Annotated in this window: 12 protein-coding genes; 6 read left to right on the top strand and 6 right to left on the bottom strand. The window is 40.5% G+C overall.

Translation table 11 applies throughout. From position 1 onward, the window contains the following. Positions 1–84: 84 nt before the first annotated feature. The 4 genes from ABWV72_RS18070 to ABWV72_RS18055 are packed head-to-tail and all read left to right on the top strand — an operon-like array spanning position 85 to position 6117. Positions 85–687: a PilZ domain-containing protein gene (locus ABWV72_RS18070; RefSeq protein ID WP_303501111.1), complete on the top strand. Its 603-nt coding sequence runs from the start codon at positions 85–87 to the stop codon at positions 685–687. Then, positions 687–4178: a transcription-repair coupling factor gene (mfd, locus tag ABWV72_RS18065; RefSeq protein WP_353372209.1), complete on the top strand. Its 3492-nt coding sequence runs from the start codon at positions 687–689 to the stop codon at positions 4176–4178. Before ABWV72_RS18070 ends, mfd begins: the two co-directional genes overlap by 1 nt. Then, entirely contained in the window at positions 4175–5587 is a 1413-nt protein-coding gene (locus tag ABWV72_RS18060) for a CsiV family protein (RefSeq protein WP_353372207.1), read from the top strand. The genes mfd and ABWV72_RS18060 overlap by 4 nt, the downstream gene beginning before the upstream one ends. Before the next feature lie 2 nt (positions 5588–5589). Next, positions 5590–6117 (top strand): cob(I)yrinic acid a,c-diamide adenosyltransferase, encoded by a 528-nt coding sequence (locus ABWV72_RS18055; protein WP_216047287.1) that lies wholly within the window; start codon positions 5590–5592, stop codon positions 6115–6117. A 10-nt stretch (positions 6118–6127) separates the two neighbouring features. Here ABWV72_RS18055 and ABWV72_RS18050 read toward each other — a convergent pair whose 3' ends face one another. Together ABWV72_RS18050 and nagZ are read right to left on the bottom strand one after the other, a co-directional pair. Continuing rightward, a complete protein-coding gene (locus ABWV72_RS18050) occupies positions 6128–7507 on the bottom strand; it encodes an SLC13 family permease (protein WP_216047288.1) in 1380 nt (459 codons plus the stop codon). Continuing rightward, positions 7497–8498: a beta-N-acetylhexosaminidase gene (gene nagZ / locus ABWV72_RS18045; protein WP_216047289.1), complete on the bottom strand. Its 1002-nt coding sequence runs from the start codon at positions 8496–8498 to the stop codon at positions 7497–7499. The genes ABWV72_RS18050 and nagZ overlap by 11 nt, the downstream gene beginning before the upstream one ends. Positions 8499–8709: 211 nt before the next feature. Here nagZ and ABWV72_RS18040 point away from each other — a divergent pair, with 211 nt between their 5' ends. Further along, the gene (locus tag ABWV72_RS18040) at positions 8710–10146 is read left to right on the top strand and encodes an MFS transporter (protein ID WP_353372204.1); all 1437 of its coding nucleotides are present in this window, start codon (positions 8710–8712) and stop codon (positions 10144–10146) included. 397 nt (positions 10147–10543) lie between these two features. After that, positions 10544–13162, top strand: coding sequence for an EAL domain-containing protein (locus ABWV72_RS18035; protein WP_353372202.1), 2619 nt, complete (start codon positions 10544–10546; stop codon positions 13160–13162). A 40-nt stretch (positions 13163–13202) separates the two neighbouring features. Here ABWV72_RS18035 and ABWV72_RS18030 read toward each other — a convergent pair whose 3' ends face one another. The 4 genes from ABWV72_RS18030 to pheS form a co-directional block, all read right to left on the bottom strand. Next, a complete protein-coding gene (locus ABWV72_RS18030) occupies positions 13203–13769 on the bottom strand; it encodes a hypothetical protein (RefSeq protein WP_353372200.1) in 567 nt (188 codons plus the stop codon). A 128-nt stretch (positions 13770–13897) separates the two neighbouring features. After that, on the bottom strand, positions 13898–14197 hold the full coding sequence (locus tag ABWV72_RS18025) for an integration host factor subunit alpha (RefSeq protein WP_216047293.1): 300 nt from the start codon (positions 14195–14197) through the stop codon (positions 13898–13900). A gap of 4 nt (positions 14198–14201) precedes the next feature. Then, complete coding sequence (gene pheT, locus ABWV72_RS18020; RefSeq protein WP_353372198.1) at positions 14202–16589, bottom strand: phenylalanine--tRNA ligase subunit beta; 2388 nt, start codon at positions 16587–16589, stop codon at positions 14202–14204. A 14-nt stretch (positions 16590–16603) separates the two neighbouring features. After that, a complete protein-coding gene (pheS, locus tag ABWV72_RS18015) occupies positions 16604–17584 on the bottom strand; it encodes a phenylalanine--tRNA ligase subunit alpha (RefSeq protein ID WP_216047295.1) in 981 nt (326 codons plus the stop codon). Positions 17585–17784: the final 200 nt, after the last annotated feature.

Here is a 17784-nt window from a genome sequence, read left to right as displayed (position 1 = left end):
AAGACTTACTGAGTCTTTGTGGTTTAATTGAAAGAATTTAATAATTGCCATAATGGCGTTGAAACCTAATCAAACGGGGAAACCATGGATCCAATTAGTTTGGAACAAAAAATGGCTCAATTTCATGAGTTTTTTACCATAAAGCATCAGCTCAGTGTGAATATGACCCCAGTAAATGACGGATTTCAACTTCCAAGTTTAGATGAATTAGTGAGTCAAATGCCCTATGCGTTTAAAATTGCAGCAGAGATGTCAAATATTGACACCCAAGCGCTTAGACCGCTGCGCAACCTCAGCGAACACGCGAAAGATTTAACTGACTTTCTAAATCATCAAAACAAAAAATTAGATTTGATGATGTCCTATATTCTGCAGCAACAAGATGATCCGCAACACCGCTATGTGTCAGTAGAATTTGGTGGCGGAGGTATTATATTAAAACGCAATGCGCCTTTAGCAGAAGGGACTTTAGTTGAACTTAAAATATTTTTAACCGAAGAATCCGCCGCTGTTTACTGTTATTCAGAAGTAATCAAAGCAGAGCCTGTTGGTGATGATTACCATATTTATCTACTTTTTAGTCGTATCCGCGAAGAAGACCAAGAATTACTGGTTAGAGCTAGTTTACATATGCAGACATTACAGCTTCGCGCCCGCTCGAAACAACAAAACAATGATTCAAATTAATGATAACAAGTATTTTTACCCCTGAGTTACCTCAAAAAGCCGGCAATATTATCCAATGGGGCAATATGCATGGCAGTAGTTTATCCCTAGCAATTGCTAACGGAGCGAAACGAAACCCCGGTTCTACCCTATTGGTGACAGCAGACACTCCTACGGCTTTAAAACTAGAAAAAGAGCTACATTTTTTTCTTGCCGGTGCTGGCGATGATGAATTAGACGTTAAATTACTACCCTATTGGGAAACCTTACCGTACGATAATTTTTCTCCACACCAAGATATTATTTCTCAGCGTTTAGAAACATTGTTTGAACTGACTCAAAATAAACGCTGCATTTTTATTGTGCCGGTGAACACCTTGTTGCTCAGAATGCCGCCTGTGGATTTTCTCGGGCGTTATCTATTGATATTAAAAACCGGTCAGACCTTAGATATTGACGAGTTTAGACTCAATCTAAATAAATCAGGTTATCAACACGTTAATCAAGTAATGGGGCATGGTGAATTTAGTATTCGCGGCAGCATTATTGACTTGTTTCCCATGGGCAGCAATGAACCCTTTAGAATAGACATGTTCGATGATGAGGTAGATTCGATTCGTCACTTCGATCCGGACAATCAACGCTCTGGCGATAAGGTAGAGGGCATTAATTTATTGCCTGCTAGAGAGTTCCCGACAGATAAAGATGCGTTAAAACGCTTTCGTGAAAATTATTTAGATACCTTTGAAGCAAATAACAGCAAAGATTCAATCTACTATCAAGTAGGCAAAGGCATTATGCCTGGTGGTATTGAATACTATTTACCGTTATTTTTTGATGATACAGCCACGTTATTCGATTACCTGCACCCAAACACCTTAATCATGACTTACGGTGATTTGTCATCTGCTTGCGATTTCTACTGGGCCGACCTTAACGAACGCTATGAACAGCACCGTTACAATCCGGCGCGCCCCTTATTGCCGCCGCAACAGATATTCCAACGCTACGAAGAGCTTTTTGCAGGCTTCAAACAATGGCCACGAATAAATCTTTCAAGACAAAAGTTAGAAGAAAAAGCAGGAAGGATTAATTTAGCCACCGATGATATTGGCGAGATAGCCATTAAGCATCAAAATAAAGTGCCCTGGACGAGCATAAAAGAATCCGTTAAAAACTGGCAAGAAAAAGGACAAAAAGTGCTTTTTTGTGCAGAATCTCAAGGGCGAAGAGAAAGCCTTTTAGATCTTTTACATAAAGCACAAATTCCCGTAAAAGCGTTTGAAAATATTCATGCTTTTTTGGCCAGTCATGAACCTATTGGCATCGCGATAGGTTTGGCAGAACACAGTTTTCAGTTATTGGAAGCTGACGGCGAACTAGCCTTTATCACCGAAACTCAATTGTTAGGGCATAAAGTTAGTCAACGCCGCTTACGTGAAAAACGTCAAGCTACCGATGAAAGTGCGATTATTCGTAACCTTGCTGAATTGACGCAAGGCCAACCTGTGGTTCATTTAGAACACGGTGTAGGACGCTTCTTAGGCTTACAAACCCTTGATGCTGGCGGATTGACCACAGAATATTTGACCATTCAATACGCTAAAGAAGCCAAACTTTATGTGCCTGTGGCTTCATTGCATCTAATCAGTCGCTATAGTGGTGGTGATTTAGACCATGCACCATTGCATAACTTAGGTTCCGATGCGTGGAGTAAAGCACGCAAAAAAGCAGCAGAAAAAGTACGAGATGTGGCAGCGCAGTTATTGGATGTGTATGCACGAAGGGCCGCTAAACCAGGCTTCGCCTATAAAATTGACTGGCCAGAATACCAATCTTTTGCTGACAGTTTCCCTTTTGAAGAAACAGATGACCAATTGCAAGCCATTAATGCTGTTATTCAAGATATGGGCAGTCCTAACGCAATGGATCGGCTTGTTTGTGGTGATGTCGGCTTTGGTAAAACTGAAGTAGCGATGCGAGCCGCTTTTTTAGCTGCGAATCAAGGCAAACAAGTCGCCATTCTTGTACCCACAACCTTGTTAGCGCAACAGCATTTTGAGAATTTTAAAGATCGATTTGCTAACTGTCCTTTCAGAATAGAGGTGCTTTCGCGTTTTGTAACCGGTAAAGACCAAAAACAAGTGATTGAAGGCATCGGTAATGGCAAAGTAGATATTGTTGTAGGCACTCATAAGTTATTGCAAGATGATTTGAAGTTTAGTGATTTAGGGTTAGTTATCATCGATGAAGAGCACAGGTTTGGAGTACGTCAGAAAGAGAAATTTAAAGCCTTAAGATCTGACGTGGATATTTTAACTCTCACAGCGACACCAATACCCAGAACATTAAATATGGCATTGAGTGGTATGCGCGATTTATCCATTATTGCCACTCCCCCTGCTAAACGTTTGGCTATCAAAACCTTTGTACATCAGCGTAGTAAAGAATTATTACGAGAAGCAATAATGCGCGAAATTTTACGCGGTGGTCAGGTCTACTTCCTTCATAACGAAGTGGATACGATTGAAAAAACAGCAGCTGAAATTGCAGAAATAGTACCAGAAGCTCGTATTGCAATTGGTCATGGCCAGATGCGAGAACGTGAACTTGAGCGAGTAATGAGTGAATTTTATCATCAACGCTTCAATGTGTTGGTGTGCACCACCATTATTGAAACCGGTATAGATGTGCCATCAGCAAATACGATTATAATGGATAGGGCCGATCATCTAGGATTAGCCCAATTGCACCAATTACGTGGACGTGTGGGACGCTCCCATCACCAAGCCTATGCATATTTGCTTACTCCACCACCTAAACGTATGACAAAGGACGCTCAAAAGCGCTTAGACGCCATTGCGAATTTAGAAGATCTGGGGGCTGGATTTGCGTTAGCCACCCACGATCTAGAAATTCGCGGCGCAGGCGAGTTATTAGGCGACGATCAGTCTGGACAAATCGCCACTGTTGGATTCTCGTTATATATGGATATGTTAGAACAAGCGGTAGAAGCGCTGAAGGCTGGCAAAGAACCATCCTTAGATGATGCTCTATCAGCTCACACTGAAATAGATTTACGCATCCCCGCATTGTTACCTGAGGATTATATCGGTGACGTAAATACCCGTTTATCCTTGTACAAAAAGCTGGCAGGATGTACAAATCTAACTGAAATAAAAGAATTTCAAATTGAATTAATTGATCGGTTTGGCTTATTACCTGACGCGGCTAAAAATTTAGTCCGAGTCGCAGAATTAAAATTACAAGCTAAATCTGTTGGTATTAACAAAATTGATGCGACAATAAAAGGCGCAGTAATTGAATTTTCAGACTCCACCAAAATCGAACCTGGATACATTATCCGAATGATCCAAACCAAACCCAATAAGTTTAAATTAGAAGGTCCGGATAAATTGAAAGTGATAATTAACAATGATTCGGCCAAAAGCCGAATAGACGTTATCGAAAACCTACTGAATGATTTTAGCCGTCAGGTAAAAGCCGCATGAAAGGTAAACTAAATCTGTTCTCTGTACAAAAGCGTTTTAATCTAGGCAAATCTTCTGGGCGTCTAGTAATCTTAACTTGGCTTTTTATGTCGATGAGTTTTGTCGCCAATAGCCAAGAAAAAGAATGGTGGTTCGACGTTGAAGTCATCATCTATAAACGCAATATAGACCCAGCATCCATTGTTGAAAAATTTCCAGGCAAGTTGCTAAAAGGAACATCTAATCACGGGTTTGAAAACTTGTATGACTATTTATATCCTGATTTAGAAGGAATTTTTACTGGTCTTCCCTTATGCTTCTCTGATTCGCAGCAACAGCAAGAAATTAGTTCAAAAATCATAATGGATGATAGTTTTGGACAATTCGAAGCATTTGATAAAACTCAGTTCACACTTTCCAGCGACGAGACTGCAAATGATACTGTGGTTTATGCAAACCAAGAGGTTGCAAACCCAGGGTTAGACGGCTCAAATGTCACTGGCTCTTTAGCTTATTTGGATGTTTGGCAATTAGATTTCCAGTTAGAGCCGATACATTTACCAGAAAAACTATTGTGTCGATTGCCTGATGAAAAACCGCTTAAACCTTTTATTGAAAAAGTACCTACCCTAATCAGTAATATTGAAGATCCCAGTTTACGCCATACCCAATTATTGTCTGCGGACAGTTTTCAATTAAATGAGCTGGCAAGAGACATAAACCGACAGAGAGGATTAACCACTTTGTTGCATATGGGATGGCGGCAACAAACGCTTTTTGGCCAAGATAATGGACTTGCACTTCACCTATTTGCTGGCAAAAATTACGGCAAAGAATATGATCCTTCAACGGGAAATCGACTTCCGGATGAAAATTTAGACGCATCTTCAATCAATATGCTGACATCATCACTAACAGAGCAAGACAGCAATCTAAGCACTGCTGATTTAACCTCCATTGATCTTGCACAAACGAGTCAGCAAGCAGACTTAATTGAACAAATAAAACTAGCGTTAAATAATGAAAATTTTGAATTTAACGAGCCGACTATTGACATCCTCGACGAGCCTTCAGTTGAAGATATAAATACGCCAACTAATGTGAACGATATCTGGGAACTAGATGGCACGGTAAAAGTGTTTTTACGCTATATTCAGCGTACTCCGTATCTGCATATCGATAGCAATATAGATTTTCGTGCTCCCGTCTTTGATTCTCCTGCTTACCTTAGAGAACAAGCGGCCGCAAAACAGGTACAAGAATCGTCACCAAAACCGGATCGTTTACAAAGTTATCCGTTTAACCAATTACGTCGTGTGATTAGTAATCAAGTGCACTATTTTGACCATCCAATGTTCGGAATGATTATTCAAATAAGACGTTATGATTTACCCGCTTCTTTTGATAAGCAAAAAACTACAGAGCAATAAACTTGAAAATATATACTAAAACAGGTGACACCGGTAAAACCCAAATTTATGCAGACAAAGTGGTTCGTTTAGATAAGAGTGATGAGGTATTAGAATGTTACGGCACTTTAGATGAGCTGAATGCGCATATAGGGATGTTGATAAGCAACACTATGTGCCCTGTCATCACTGCGCAAACTGAGCTGTTAACGGATATTCAGAAAAACCTGTTTCAAATCGGTTTCGCTATTTCAGCCAATGCAACTTTAACAGATAAAGATGTGCAGGCAATAGAAACCAATATTGACAGTTTGCAAGCTGAACTCCCCCCTCAAACCCACTTTATTTTGCCAGGTGGTCATCCAGTCGCTGCACAAGCTCAAATATGTCGAACGGTGACCAGAAGAGCAGAAAGACGCATGGTTGGGTTACTTTCAAATTACCCCGTACCTGAAGCGTGCTTGCAATATCTGAATCGCTTATCTGACTATTTATTTGTCCTGGCCAGGGCCGTCAACCACCACTATGTAATAGACGAAATAAAGGTTTAGTCAGGTTAACTTAGAAAGTAAAAACAGTTACACCCGTGATGACCAAAGCAGCAATAATATTTAGCATCACTCCTTCTCTGGCCATGGTTTTAATACTGAACTTTCCGGTACCATAAACAATAGCATTGGGAGCTGTGGCCACCGGAAGCATAAATGCGCAACTTGCACTCATTGCAGCTGGCATCATCAATAATGCTGGATCTATGCCTGCAGCTACTCCTGCGGTAGCTAAAATAGGCATCAATAGTGTTGCCGTAGCTGTATTCGAGGTTATCTCGGTTAAAAATGTCACAAAAAGACACACCGACAGAACCAACAATGGAACTGGCAATTGTGACAAACCATTCAACCAGCCGCCCATAACCTCACTCAATCCTGATGCGGAAAATGCTTTAGCAATACAAATCCCGCCAGCAAACAACAGTAACATTCCCCATGGAATATCATTCGCTGTGGGCCAATCCAAAAGTGTTTCTTTTTTACCTTGTTTATCCAAGTTGCCATTAGGAACGAGGAACATTAATACAACGCCAAAAAGGGCAATACTGCTATCGCCAACATAAGGCATATTAAACCAATCTGTCCAATAAGGTCTTAAGACCCAAGCCAGAGCAACAATCGAAAATACAATTAACACGCGTTTTTCGGCTACCTGCCAGCTTCCTACTTTAGGTAAATGGCAATCATCCATGGTCTTAAGGCCTCGAGTTAACCATAAAGCCATCAAGGGTATAGCGATTATTACAACAGGCACCCCAGTCTTCATCCATTGAAGGAAATCAATTTCATGTCCTTGTACTTCTGAATAGACACTCATGAAAATAATATTAGGGGGTGTACCAATCGGCGTGCCTACCCCTCCCAAACTTGCGGAATAGGCAATTCCCAACAACAAGGCGACAACAATCTTTTGTTGTTTAATATGGGGAACGATGGCTAATACAATGGGTAACAACATTAAGGTTGTGGCCGTGTTTGAAATCCACATACTTAGAATAGCTGCCGTTAGCATAAAACCAAGAACTAAACGTCGCGGACTTTGACTGCCCGTCATCCTCAACATATACAGTGCAAGTCGGCTATGAACGTTAGATCGCTCTAACGATTTAGACAACATGAATGCTCCCATCAATAATAAAATGACATGGCTGCCCAGAGCAGATGCAGCGTCTTTATGGGTAATCACCCCCGCCATAGGGAAAGCAAAAAAAGGAATAAGTGATGTTGCCGGAATTGGCAGTGCCTCTGATACCCACAAAGTAGCAATGAATAAGGTTATAGATGCAGTAATGGCAATAATGTGGCTTTGTTGTAATGAAAAATATAAACCCGCATAGACTGCAATAGATACAACAAATGCAGCACCAATAACCGGATAATTAACTTTCATTAAATTGACCTAAGGTTTTTAATGCCATTTGGTATTTCGCCGTTTTTTGTAACTCAGAAAAACCTGGAAAAGGCCCCTTGCGCATACTTTTCACTCGCCCTGTTGATTGGTAATCACTGGGTAAACCATCGATGACTTGGGCTGCGTCATTGGGACTGTTACACACCAATGTCATATCACAGCCTGCATTTAAACCGGCTTGCGCACGCTCTACGATTGAGCCCAATTGCACCGCACCTTGCATCGATAAATCATCAGTGAACACTACGCCGTTAAAGCCAAGTTGTTGACGTAAAATTTGCCCAACCCAAATAGGAGAAAAGCCAGCAGGTAAAGCATCTACCGCAGGATAGATAACGTGGGCTGGCATCACCGCATCTAGCAAACCTTGTTGATGTAACTTATCAAAAACAGTCATATCAAGCTGAAATATCTGTTCTTTACTGCGTTTATCTACCGGCATTGCAATATGTGAATCTTCCTTAACATTGCCATGGCCTGGAAAATGTTTTCCAGTGCACTTCATACCAGCACTGTGCATGCCATGAATAAAGGCGCTGGCAAGTGAGACAATATGTGTTGGATCTTGATGAAAACTGCGATTTCCGATGACATCAGATACGCCATGAATATCTAAAACTGGTGCAAAACTAATATCGATATCAAATGCAAGTAACTCAGCAGCCATTAGCCAACCAAAGGTATTTGCTTGTGTCAGCATCAACTCAGAGATCTTGGCGTCAGCCGCACAAAAGCTCCCCATTGCCGGTATCGCACTGAAACCTTCACGAAAGCGTTGTACCCTGCCCCCTTCATGATCAACAGCAATTAACAGGTCGTTACGCGCATTTTTTCGTAGCTCACTAACCAACTCTTTAAGTTGTTTCTGATCATGGTAATTTCGTGAAAATAGTATGATTCCGCCTACCAGCGGATGATCTAAGATGTCTTTTTCTTCGGGTGATATTTCATACCCACTGACATCCAGCATTATTGGTCCCATTGGGCTCTCATTAATAATTCAATTGGATGAACAAAACTATATAAGAATGAATGACATAACTAAAGTGAAAATCACTTTTCTTGTATTATGCCGCTATTTTGAGTTTTGCATACGTATGTTTCTATCAAAAGCAAACGCTTAGGTTACAATAATGTTAACAGCAGAGTTTTATCTCAAATAATAAAAATAAGAGAATAGTATGCTAGCGGCACAAAAAAATCTTAGTAATGGTTTTTACACCCTCCTTAGTTTACCAGCAAGTGCTATGGGGTTTGCACTATCAGTGCAAATAGCCGCGTTAAGTTGGATATTAACAACCCAGTATGGTTTAGATTTACACGATGTTGGATTTGTCTGGGCAGCAGGGCCAATTGCAGGGATCCTAGGGCAAGTAGTCGTTGGCGCAATTAGCGATAACATATGGTTCTGGGGAGGCCGAAGACGGCCATTTATCATCATTGGTGGTGTACTTGCCTCTTTAAGTTTATTAGCTTTACCCAATATCGGTATTATTTCTGCTGCACTCAATATTGAAGCCATTTTAGGTATTGCCGTTCTTATAGCGTTGACACTAGATTTATCAATCAACATAAGCTTCAACCCTACTCGCTCTATAATCGCGGACGTAACTCCTAAAGGACATGAGCGCACTAAAGGCTATACATGGATGCAAACCGTATCCGGTTCATTCGGTGTTTTGGCCTATGTGATAGGTACATTTTGGAATAATTACGCGCTAATTTATGTGGGCGTTGGCTTAGTATTAGTGATGTCTATTTTGCCACCGCTGTTTGTTACCGAATCCCGTTCTTTACAGCAAACTGAATCAGCCACTCCTCACCCAAAATTAGGCTTTTGGAATGGCTGTAAAGTGATTGAGCCGCTATGGGGGTTTATTTTTTACTCGGTGTACGCGTTTACAGTAAAAATCGCTAATATAGATATTCATCACTATTGGATAGAAGCAATCTGCTTAGTGATAACCTTGGCATTAATTTTAAAAACCCTCATCAGTAAAGAAGTCCAGAATCCCGATGGCACCAGTGAACAGGGATTTAAAAAAGTGTTGGCCGCTCATGCGTTCACATGGCTGGGGGTACAGTCGATGTTTATCTATATTATTGGCTTTATTAAACAGAACCTACCGGAATTAACAGATAACCAAACAGGTCAGGTTATCAGCGCAGGCTTTCTTATTTTAAGTGTGGTTTCAGCAATTTTACCGGCGTTATTGTTAGAGCCATTGGCTAAAAAATTAGGCCGAGTGAAAATACATACTTACTGCATTGCATCGATGTCTTTAGCATATTTTGTGCTGTCTCAAGTTGGCGAAAGCAAATTAAGCATTTATATAATGATGGCGTTTTTAGGGATCGGATGGGCCGCAACTATCAGCCTGCCTTTCGCAATAATGTCGCAAAAAGTACATGCTGCAAAAATGGGCTTGTTCATGGGTTTATTTAATCTATCAGTGGTTCTCCCTCAATTAGTTTCCAGTTTAGGAATAGGAAAATATATAAATCAAGTGGACAACAAAGACTCACTATTTGTGATTTGCGGTGTTTGTCTTCTAATTTCCGCTTTAGCTTGGCTATTTATTAAGGACGATTTACCCCAAGATTTAAAGATAAAGTAAATTAAAAAACCTTAATGGAACTAATGCCCTTGCTCTTGAGAGAGGTATCCTCAATCGCCTGAATCTCGACCTCGCGAACGTGATTTTTCTATCAAGTAGAGTTCGAGAATATCTATTTCCTATCGCTTATGCTAATTTTTATAGAACCAATGTATAATTACTAAAATTTCGATGGCAGTTATAATTGTAAAGAGAATCAATTATTCGTAAACCCTGTCGACTTATTTTTAACTTTATAAATATGCTCACGGACAATATCACTTCGAAATTATTGAGAAAGACTCAAATCAAATTCAAATTGAGCAATCGAAGCCAAAACTATTGTTAAATCGTTATACAGGTCAGCAGAACTAAACAGGCATCTCTTGTTAAAATTGTCTGACTAGGAGTTTGTAACATGACATCGAAAAATAGTAAAAATGCACCTCCTTTAAGTAAATTTTTTGAAAAACCCAGTGAGATTGAAAAGTATTTTAATGCTGCTTTCAATATCACTGGAGATCCCATTTTCGTTAAAGATGAAGAGTGCAGATTGTTACTTGTGAATGATGCATTTTGTAAAATATTCGGGGTAACAAGAAAAGAAGCTTTGGGTAAAACCCTTGCAGAAAAAGTAACAGTAAAAGAACGCCAACACTTTTTAGCCGTCGACAAAAAAGTATTACTAACTGGGGATGAAATTCTATGCGAAGAAACGTTAACAATATTGGGGGCCGAAGAAAAAACCGTACTTACTAAAAAAAACCGATTTACCGACTCTCAGGGGAAACATTTTTTAGTCGGTATCATTCACGATATTAGTCAACGAAAACAGGCTGAGCTGCGGGTCAAGTCAAGTCGTCATGTGTTAGAGCTAATTTCTCGAGGCAAGCCTTTAAGCGAAATTCTCCACGCTATTGTAAAAGTCGTTGAACAAGAAAACCCCGATATGCTGTGTAGCGTATTGTTACTAGATGAATCACAAAAACATTTAATTATTGGCACTGCAGGTGGCCTACCTCAATTTTACAATGACGCTATTAACGGCATAGAGATAGGTATTGGAGTGGGTTCTTGTGGAACCGCAGCGTTTACCAACAAACGAGTGGTAGTAGATGATATTAATTGCCATCCATATTGGGCTCCCTATAAAGAACTCGCAAAAGAAGCTGGATTAGGCGCATGTTGGTCAGAGCCCATACGTTCAACTACTGGAACAGTGCTAGGTACATTTGCCATTTATCATCATGCTCCACACCAACCGACTGACGCAGATCTTTTACTCATTGAGCAAACCGCGAGTTTGGCAAGTATCGCCATTGAGAAAAAACAAGCCGAAGAAAAGCTGGAACGAGCAGCCAGCGTATTTACCCATGCCCAAGAAGGCATAATGATCACCGATGCCAATGTTAAAATTATTGAAATTAACGAAGCATTTACGCACATAACCGGATATACACTTCAGGATGTGCAAGGAAAGGAGCCCAGTATTTTGCGATCTAATCGCCACTCTACGGAGTTTTACGATGAAATCTGGGAAACCATTGAAACTCAAGGTCATTGGCGTGGCGAAATTTGGAATCAACGTAAAAATGGTGACATATATCCAGAATTAGTGACCATTAATGCGGTAAAAAACACCACAGGCAATGTTAAGCATTACGTATCTTTATCCACCGATATTACGCCAATGAAAGCATATCAAGGTCAACTAGAACGTATTGCCCACTATGATGCTTTGACGAAACTTCCAAATCGCGTATTACTTGCAGATAGATTGAGCCAAGCGACCATGCAGTGCGAACGACGCAACCAATCGTTAGCCGTAGCATTTATGGACTTAGATGGTTTCAAAGCCATCAATGACACCTATGGACACAATGTTGGAGATGAACTGCTTATCGCCGTTTCCCAGCGAATGAAAGAAGCCTTGCGCGAGGGAGATACTCTGGCTCGAATCGGAGGAGATGAATTTATTGCAGTGATGGTTGATTTACAAAAATTTGAAGATACTAAACAAGTATTAAAAAGATTATTGAAAGCGGCATCAGATCCAGTAAATGTTGGCGATGCGTTGATGCAAGTTTCAGCCAGTATTGGCGTCACTCTTTATCCCCACGATAACGTAGATTCCGATCAACTCATTCGTCATGCTGACCAAGCTATGTATATCGCCAAACAAGCAGGTAAAAATCGATTTCATTTGTTTGATACCGCAGAAGATATTGCACTCAATACACAACGTGAAAGTATTGAAAATGTAAATATCGCTTTGCAAAAAGACGAATTTGTACTGCATTATCAACCAAAGGTAAACATGCGAACCGGTGAGGTTATTGGAGCTGAAGCATTAATACGTTGGCAACACCGAGTGAATGGTTTGATACCGCCTTTAGCATTCTTACCTTTAATAGAAGGTCATGTAATTAGTTTAAAATTGGGGGAATGGGTTATCGACAGCGCTTTGTCGCAAATACACCAATGGCAAAAAATAGGCTTAGATATTCCGATAAGTGTAAACATTAGTGCTTATCAATTACAACAAAATAATTTCACAACTCGTTTAGCTGCATTGTTGAGCGCTCACCCAGAAGTCAATCCAAATCGATTAGAACTGGAGATACTTGAAACCAGCGCTTTACACGATACTAGCCTCGTGTCCACAACAATGAATACATGCCAAGAACTAGGCGTCCGATTTGCGATTGACGACTTTGGCACTGGATACTCTTCACTTACCTATCTCAAACGATTACCAGCATATTTAATCAAAATAGATCAAAGTTTTGTACGAGATATGTTGGAGGATACTGATGACTTAGCGATTGTTCAAGGCGTGGTAGGTTTAGCGAATGCTTTCCAACGAAAAGTGATCGCCGAAGGTGTAGAAAGCATTGAGCATGGAAAGGCCCTTGTAAAACTGGGTTGCGAACTAGCTCAAGGTTACGGTATAGCTAAACCCATGGTAGCTGAAAAGATACCGGATTGGATTTCAAAATGGCAATCAGAAAACGCTTGGCATCTTAAAGTTAACTAGCATTCTTCCATCACGCTAATTAAGCAATGGTTTTCTGCGCTTATTGCCGGGCAATCCACTGTTCTTTAGCCAATTGTAAATACAATTCAACATCCCCTCTCTCGCCTGCTAACTGTTCAGCTAATGCATGAATTTGACTATCTCGAGTTTCAATCAGATTATCTGAACGCTCAAACAAGTCTTGCGCTTCTGGGTAATCGAGTTTCAACTGTTGGATATCTTGAAATGAAAGATAATGTTGTTGGAATTTTTTCACAAAAATTTGTCTACTGGCTAAAAACTGCATAAATCGCAATCCATTATCACCAGAGATTAAGGATACTTCAGTGGCAGGCAAATTAGCGGCTACTGCGATTTCAATGGCTTTTTCCTGTAGCGTTTTAGCAAGCTCAATGTCATTATTTTCAACAGCTTGTTGCATCCCCAGTTTAAACTCATCATTGTTTAAAATATCTTTGTATGAGTATTGTTTAATATCATCCGACTGATTCTGGGATGGATGATTAGGTAAATCAGCGCTTAAAACAGTTTCAGGTTGATTTAACTGCGTTAAGGCGATAACTGCCGCAACAATTAACGTTGCAACCAGTAAGAGTTTTTTGGCCATTTAAATTACTATTTAGATTAAGTGAGCGGATTCAGTAAAGTCCAGATTTTAACCAGCTTTTTAGGAGGTTTATCCGGTAATGAAACTGTCTCACACCCTTATAAAAATAAGGGTGTGAAATACTCGATTTAAGAGTTTGAAGGTTCCGTATTTTCCACACGACTTTTGAGTTTTTGACCCGGTCTGAAGGTCACTACTCTGCGTGCTTTAATGGGAATATCTTCCCCGGTTTTAGGGTTTCTACCAGGACGTTCATTTTTTTCACGTAAATCAAAGTTACCGAAGCCGGACAATTTTACTTGCTCTCCGTCTTCAAGTGCTTCTCTTACTTCCTCAAAAAATGATTCAACAAGATCTTTAGCATCCCGCTTATTAATTCCCAATTTTTCGAACAAATGCTCAGCCATTTCAGCTTTGGTTAACGCCATAAAGTCAATCCCTCAATGATGCCCCGAACTTTTCTGCTAACTGGGACAGAATGTCTTCAACTACCGCTTGAATATCATTTTCTTCAAGCGTTCTTGTTTGGTCCTGTAGAGTAAGAGAGATTGCCAAGCTTTTATAACCGGCCTCTATTCCCTTGCCTCTGTACACATCGAATAAGTTTAGGCCAACTAGTTGATTTCCGCCAAATTTTTCGATGTAAGAAATTATTTCACCTACAACTTTATCTTCCTCTACAACGATAGCAATGTCACGCCTATTAGCAGGAAATTTTGAAATTTCTTCAGCTAATGGCAGTTTTTTGCCTCCAATTGCATTGAAATCAAGCTCGAAAACGAACGTTTTGCCGTTTAACCCCAATATTTTGGTAAATTTAGGATGCACAGCACCGACATATCCGACCAACTCTTGATCACGATAAATTTGTGCACATTGGCCTGGGTGAAGAGCTGAATGCTGAGCCGCTTTAAAACTAAACTCAGAAAGATTAGCTGTAGTTTGCAACAAAGCTTCTACATCCGCTTTAACATCGTAGAAGTCAACAGCACGGTCTTCCATATTCCAATGTTCATTGTTGCGATTACCACATATCACACCACCAACAACAACTTCTTGTCTTACACCGGTTTTCTCATTCTCATCAGGTACGAATCTCAAACCTGTTTCAAATAATCTGACACGACTTTGTTGACGTTTTTGATTGTAAGACACAGACTGCAATAGTCCTGTCCACAAACTAACACGCATTGCAGACATATCAGCAGAAATAGGATGAGGCAACTGCATACCTAAGGCGTCAGGGAATAAAGCACTTTGCACTTTAGGATCCACGAATGAATAGGTTATCGCTTCTTGGTAATCTCGCTCTACCAACGTTTGTTTTAGTCTGTCTAAAGTAAGGTTTTGTTCCTTATGGACCGACATTTTTAACTTAGCAGTAGGCGCTATTGTTGGAATACTATTGTATCCATAGACTCTGGCAATCTCTTCAATCAGATCTTCTTCGATGCTGATATCAAATCGATAAGCAGGTACAACAACCGTCCACTTATTATCGGAGAAGCTAACGTCTAAACCTAAACGAGTTAGGATATCGGTCACCTTCGCGTCTTCTACATGGATTCCAAGAATACGCGTCAGACGCGATGCTCGCAGTTGAATAGTCTTTTCTGTTGGAAGATGCTCTTGGCTAACAGACTCAGTTATTGGTCCAGCTTCACCACCAACAATATCCAAAAGAAGTTGGGTCGCTCGCTCCATTGCCACTCTTTGTAGCTGTGGATCTACGCCACGCTCGTAGCGGTGTGATGCATCAGTATGCAAACCGTATTGACGGGCTTTGCCCATAATCGCGTCAGGCGCAAAAAATGCACTTTCTAAAAATATATTCTTAGACTCATTTGTGACACCGGATTCTAAACCACCGAAAATCCCAGCCATTGCTAATGCTTTACGTTGATCAGCAATCACCAGTGTATTGGTTTTTAGCTTAGTTTCGTTGCCATCCAGAAGCGTTAATTTTTCATTTTCACTGGCAAAACGGACAACAATATCACCATCCAATTTATCCAAATCAAACGCGTGCATTGGGTGACCCAGTTCAAGTAAAACGTAATTTGTTACGTCTACCACGGGATCAATACTACGAATACCGCTACGTCTAAGTTTCTCTTGCATCCACAAAGGTGACTTTGCTGCAAGGTTTATGTTTTTTAATACCCGGCCTAAATATCTTGGGCACGCTTCAGGTGCGACAAGTTGGATTTCTCGAGTATCCTCAATTTTACTATCAACGCTTTCTATTTTTGGTGCGTTCACTTCAACCTGATTCAACACACCTACTTCCCGCGCTACCCCTCTGATACCAAGGCAATCCGCTCGGTTAGGTGTTAAATCGACTTCAATAGTGACATCGTCCAATTGTAGATAGTCACGAATATCCTGACCAATTGGCGCATCACTAGGAAGCTCTACAATACCGTCATGATCATCGCTAATACCTAACTCAGAAAAACTACAAAGCATACCAAACGAAGGCTCACCTCGTAATTTCGCCTTTTTAATTTTAAAGTTACCTGGTAGTACAGCGCCAACAGTTGCTACAGCAACTTTGATGCCCTGTCGACAATTCGGTGCACCACAAACGATATCAATTAACTCGTCTTCTCCGATGTTAATTTTTGTCACTCGTAACTTGTCTGCATTAGGGTGTTGTCCACACTCAACAACTTCGCCCACTAATACACCTGAAAACTCGCCTGCAACCGGATCAACTGCATCAACTTCTAAACCGGCCATACTAAGTTGTTCTGATAATTGTTGTGTTGATATTGCTGGATTAACCCACTCTCTCAACCACTTTTCACTGAATTTCATTTTATCGAGTCCCCTTAATTAAACTGCTTGAGGAAACGAAGATCGTTCTCAAAAAAGGCACGAAGATCGTTCACACCGTAACGCAACATGGTAAGACGTTCGACTCCCATGCCAAAAGCAAATCCAGTGTATTCTTCTGGGTCTATGTTAACCGCTCTAAGTACATTTGGATGGACCATGCCGCAACCCAGTACTTCTAACCATTTGCCGTTTTGTCCCATCACATCAACTTCCGCTGAAGGCTCTGTAAAAGGAAAATAAGAAGGACGGAAACGCACCTGTAAATCGGCTTCAAAGAAATTATTTAAAAAGTCATGAAGTACACCTTTAAGTTCCGCAAAACTGACATTTTTATCCACCATTAACCCTTCCACCTGATGAAACATAGGCGTATGAGTTTGATCGTAATCATTACGATATACACGACCTGGAGAGATAATACGTAGCGGTGGCTTTTCTACTTCCATGGTACGAATTTGCACACCTGATGTTTGCGTACGCAGCATTACATCAGGATTAAAATAGAAGGTATCATGATCAGCACGAGCTGGATGATTAGCGGGTATATTCAAAGCATCAAAATTATGGAAACCGTCTTCCACTTCGGGCCCTGATTTCACGGTGAAACCTAGTTCTCCAAAGAAACTTTCAATTCGGCGTATAGTTCTGCTTACTGGGTGCAGCCCGCCGAGATTTTCAGTTCTGCCTGGTAGAGTGACATCAATTGTTTCACCGGCTAATTTAGCGTTCAGCTCAGCATCTCGCAAGTATTCGCCGCGAACTGAAATAAGCCCTTGAATCTTTTGCTTAGCTAAGTTTATTTTTTGTCCGGCAATTGGACGCTCTTCAGCTGATAACTTACCAAGTCCTTTAAGCAAATCGGTCATATGACCTTTTTTACCCATAAACTCTACTCGCACCGCGTCTAATGTTGCCGCATCTTGTGCATCGTTAATTTTAATTTGTGCCTGTTCAATTATGGCGTCGAGATCCATAGCTTCCTCGAATTGGAATTTTACTTAATAAATTAAAGGCCTATCTTCACAAACCTGCTAATGGTACTTCAAAAAAAGAACCGGCAATTCTACACGAAATCAGCCCCTTATAGCTAGAGTCTGGCTGTGATTGATCAACAAATTTTTATTAATTTTGAAAAATGCTAAGTAAATATGCATCAGAGAAGCCCGTTGGGGCA

Origin of the sequence: Aliiglaciecola sp. NS0011-25 (assembly GCF_040370605.1) — a bacterium.
Classification (GTDB): Bacteria; Pseudomonadota; Gammaproteobacteria; order Enterobacterales; family Alteromonadaceae; genus Aliiglaciecola; species Aliiglaciecola lipolytica_A.
The sequence above is the reverse complement of the archived record's forward strand: the minus strand, read 5'-3'. Positions and strand labels throughout refer to the sequence as shown.

Coding starts and splice junctions, on each gene's coding strand:
- ABWV72_RS18070 (WP_303501111.1), top strand. CDS start 85: ATGGATCCAATTAGTTTGGAACAAAAAATGGCTCAATTTCATGAGTTT.
- mfd (WP_353372209.1), top strand. CDS start 687: ATGATAACAAGTATTTTTACCCCTGAGTTACCTCAAAAAGCCGGCAAT.
- ABWV72_RS18060 (WP_353372207.1), top strand. CDS start 4,175: ATGAAAGGTAAACTAAATCTGTTCTCTGTACAAAAGCGTTTTAATCTA.
- ABWV72_RS18050 (WP_216047288.1), bottom strand. CDS start 7,507: ATGAAAGTTAATTATCCGGTTATTGGTGCTGCATTTGTTGTATCTATT.
- nagZ (WP_216047289.1), bottom strand. CDS start 8,498: ATGCTGGATGTCAGTGGGTATGAAATATCACCCGAAGAAAAAGACATC.
- ABWV72_RS18040 (WP_353372204.1), top strand. CDS start 8,710: ATGCTAGCGGCACAAAAAAATCTTAGTAATGGTTTTTACACCCTCCTT.
- ABWV72_RS18035 (WP_353372202.1), top strand. CDS start 10,544: ATGACATCGAAAAATAGTAAAAATGCACCTCCTTTAAGTAAATTTTTT.
- ABWV72_RS18030 (WP_353372200.1), bottom strand. CDS start 13,769: ATGGCCAAAAAACTCTTACTGGTTGCAACGTTAATTGTTGCGGCAGTT.
- ABWV72_RS18025 (WP_216047293.1), bottom strand. CDS start 14,197: ATGGCGTTAACCAAAGCTGAAATGGCTGAGCATTTGTTCGAAAAATTG.
- pheT (WP_353372198.1), bottom strand. CDS start 16,589: ATGAAATTCAGTGAAAAGTGGTTGAGAGAGTGGGTTAATCCAGCAATA.
- pheS (WP_216047295.1), bottom strand. CDS start 17,584: ATGGATCTCGACGCCATAATTGAACAGGCACAAATTAAAATTAACGAT.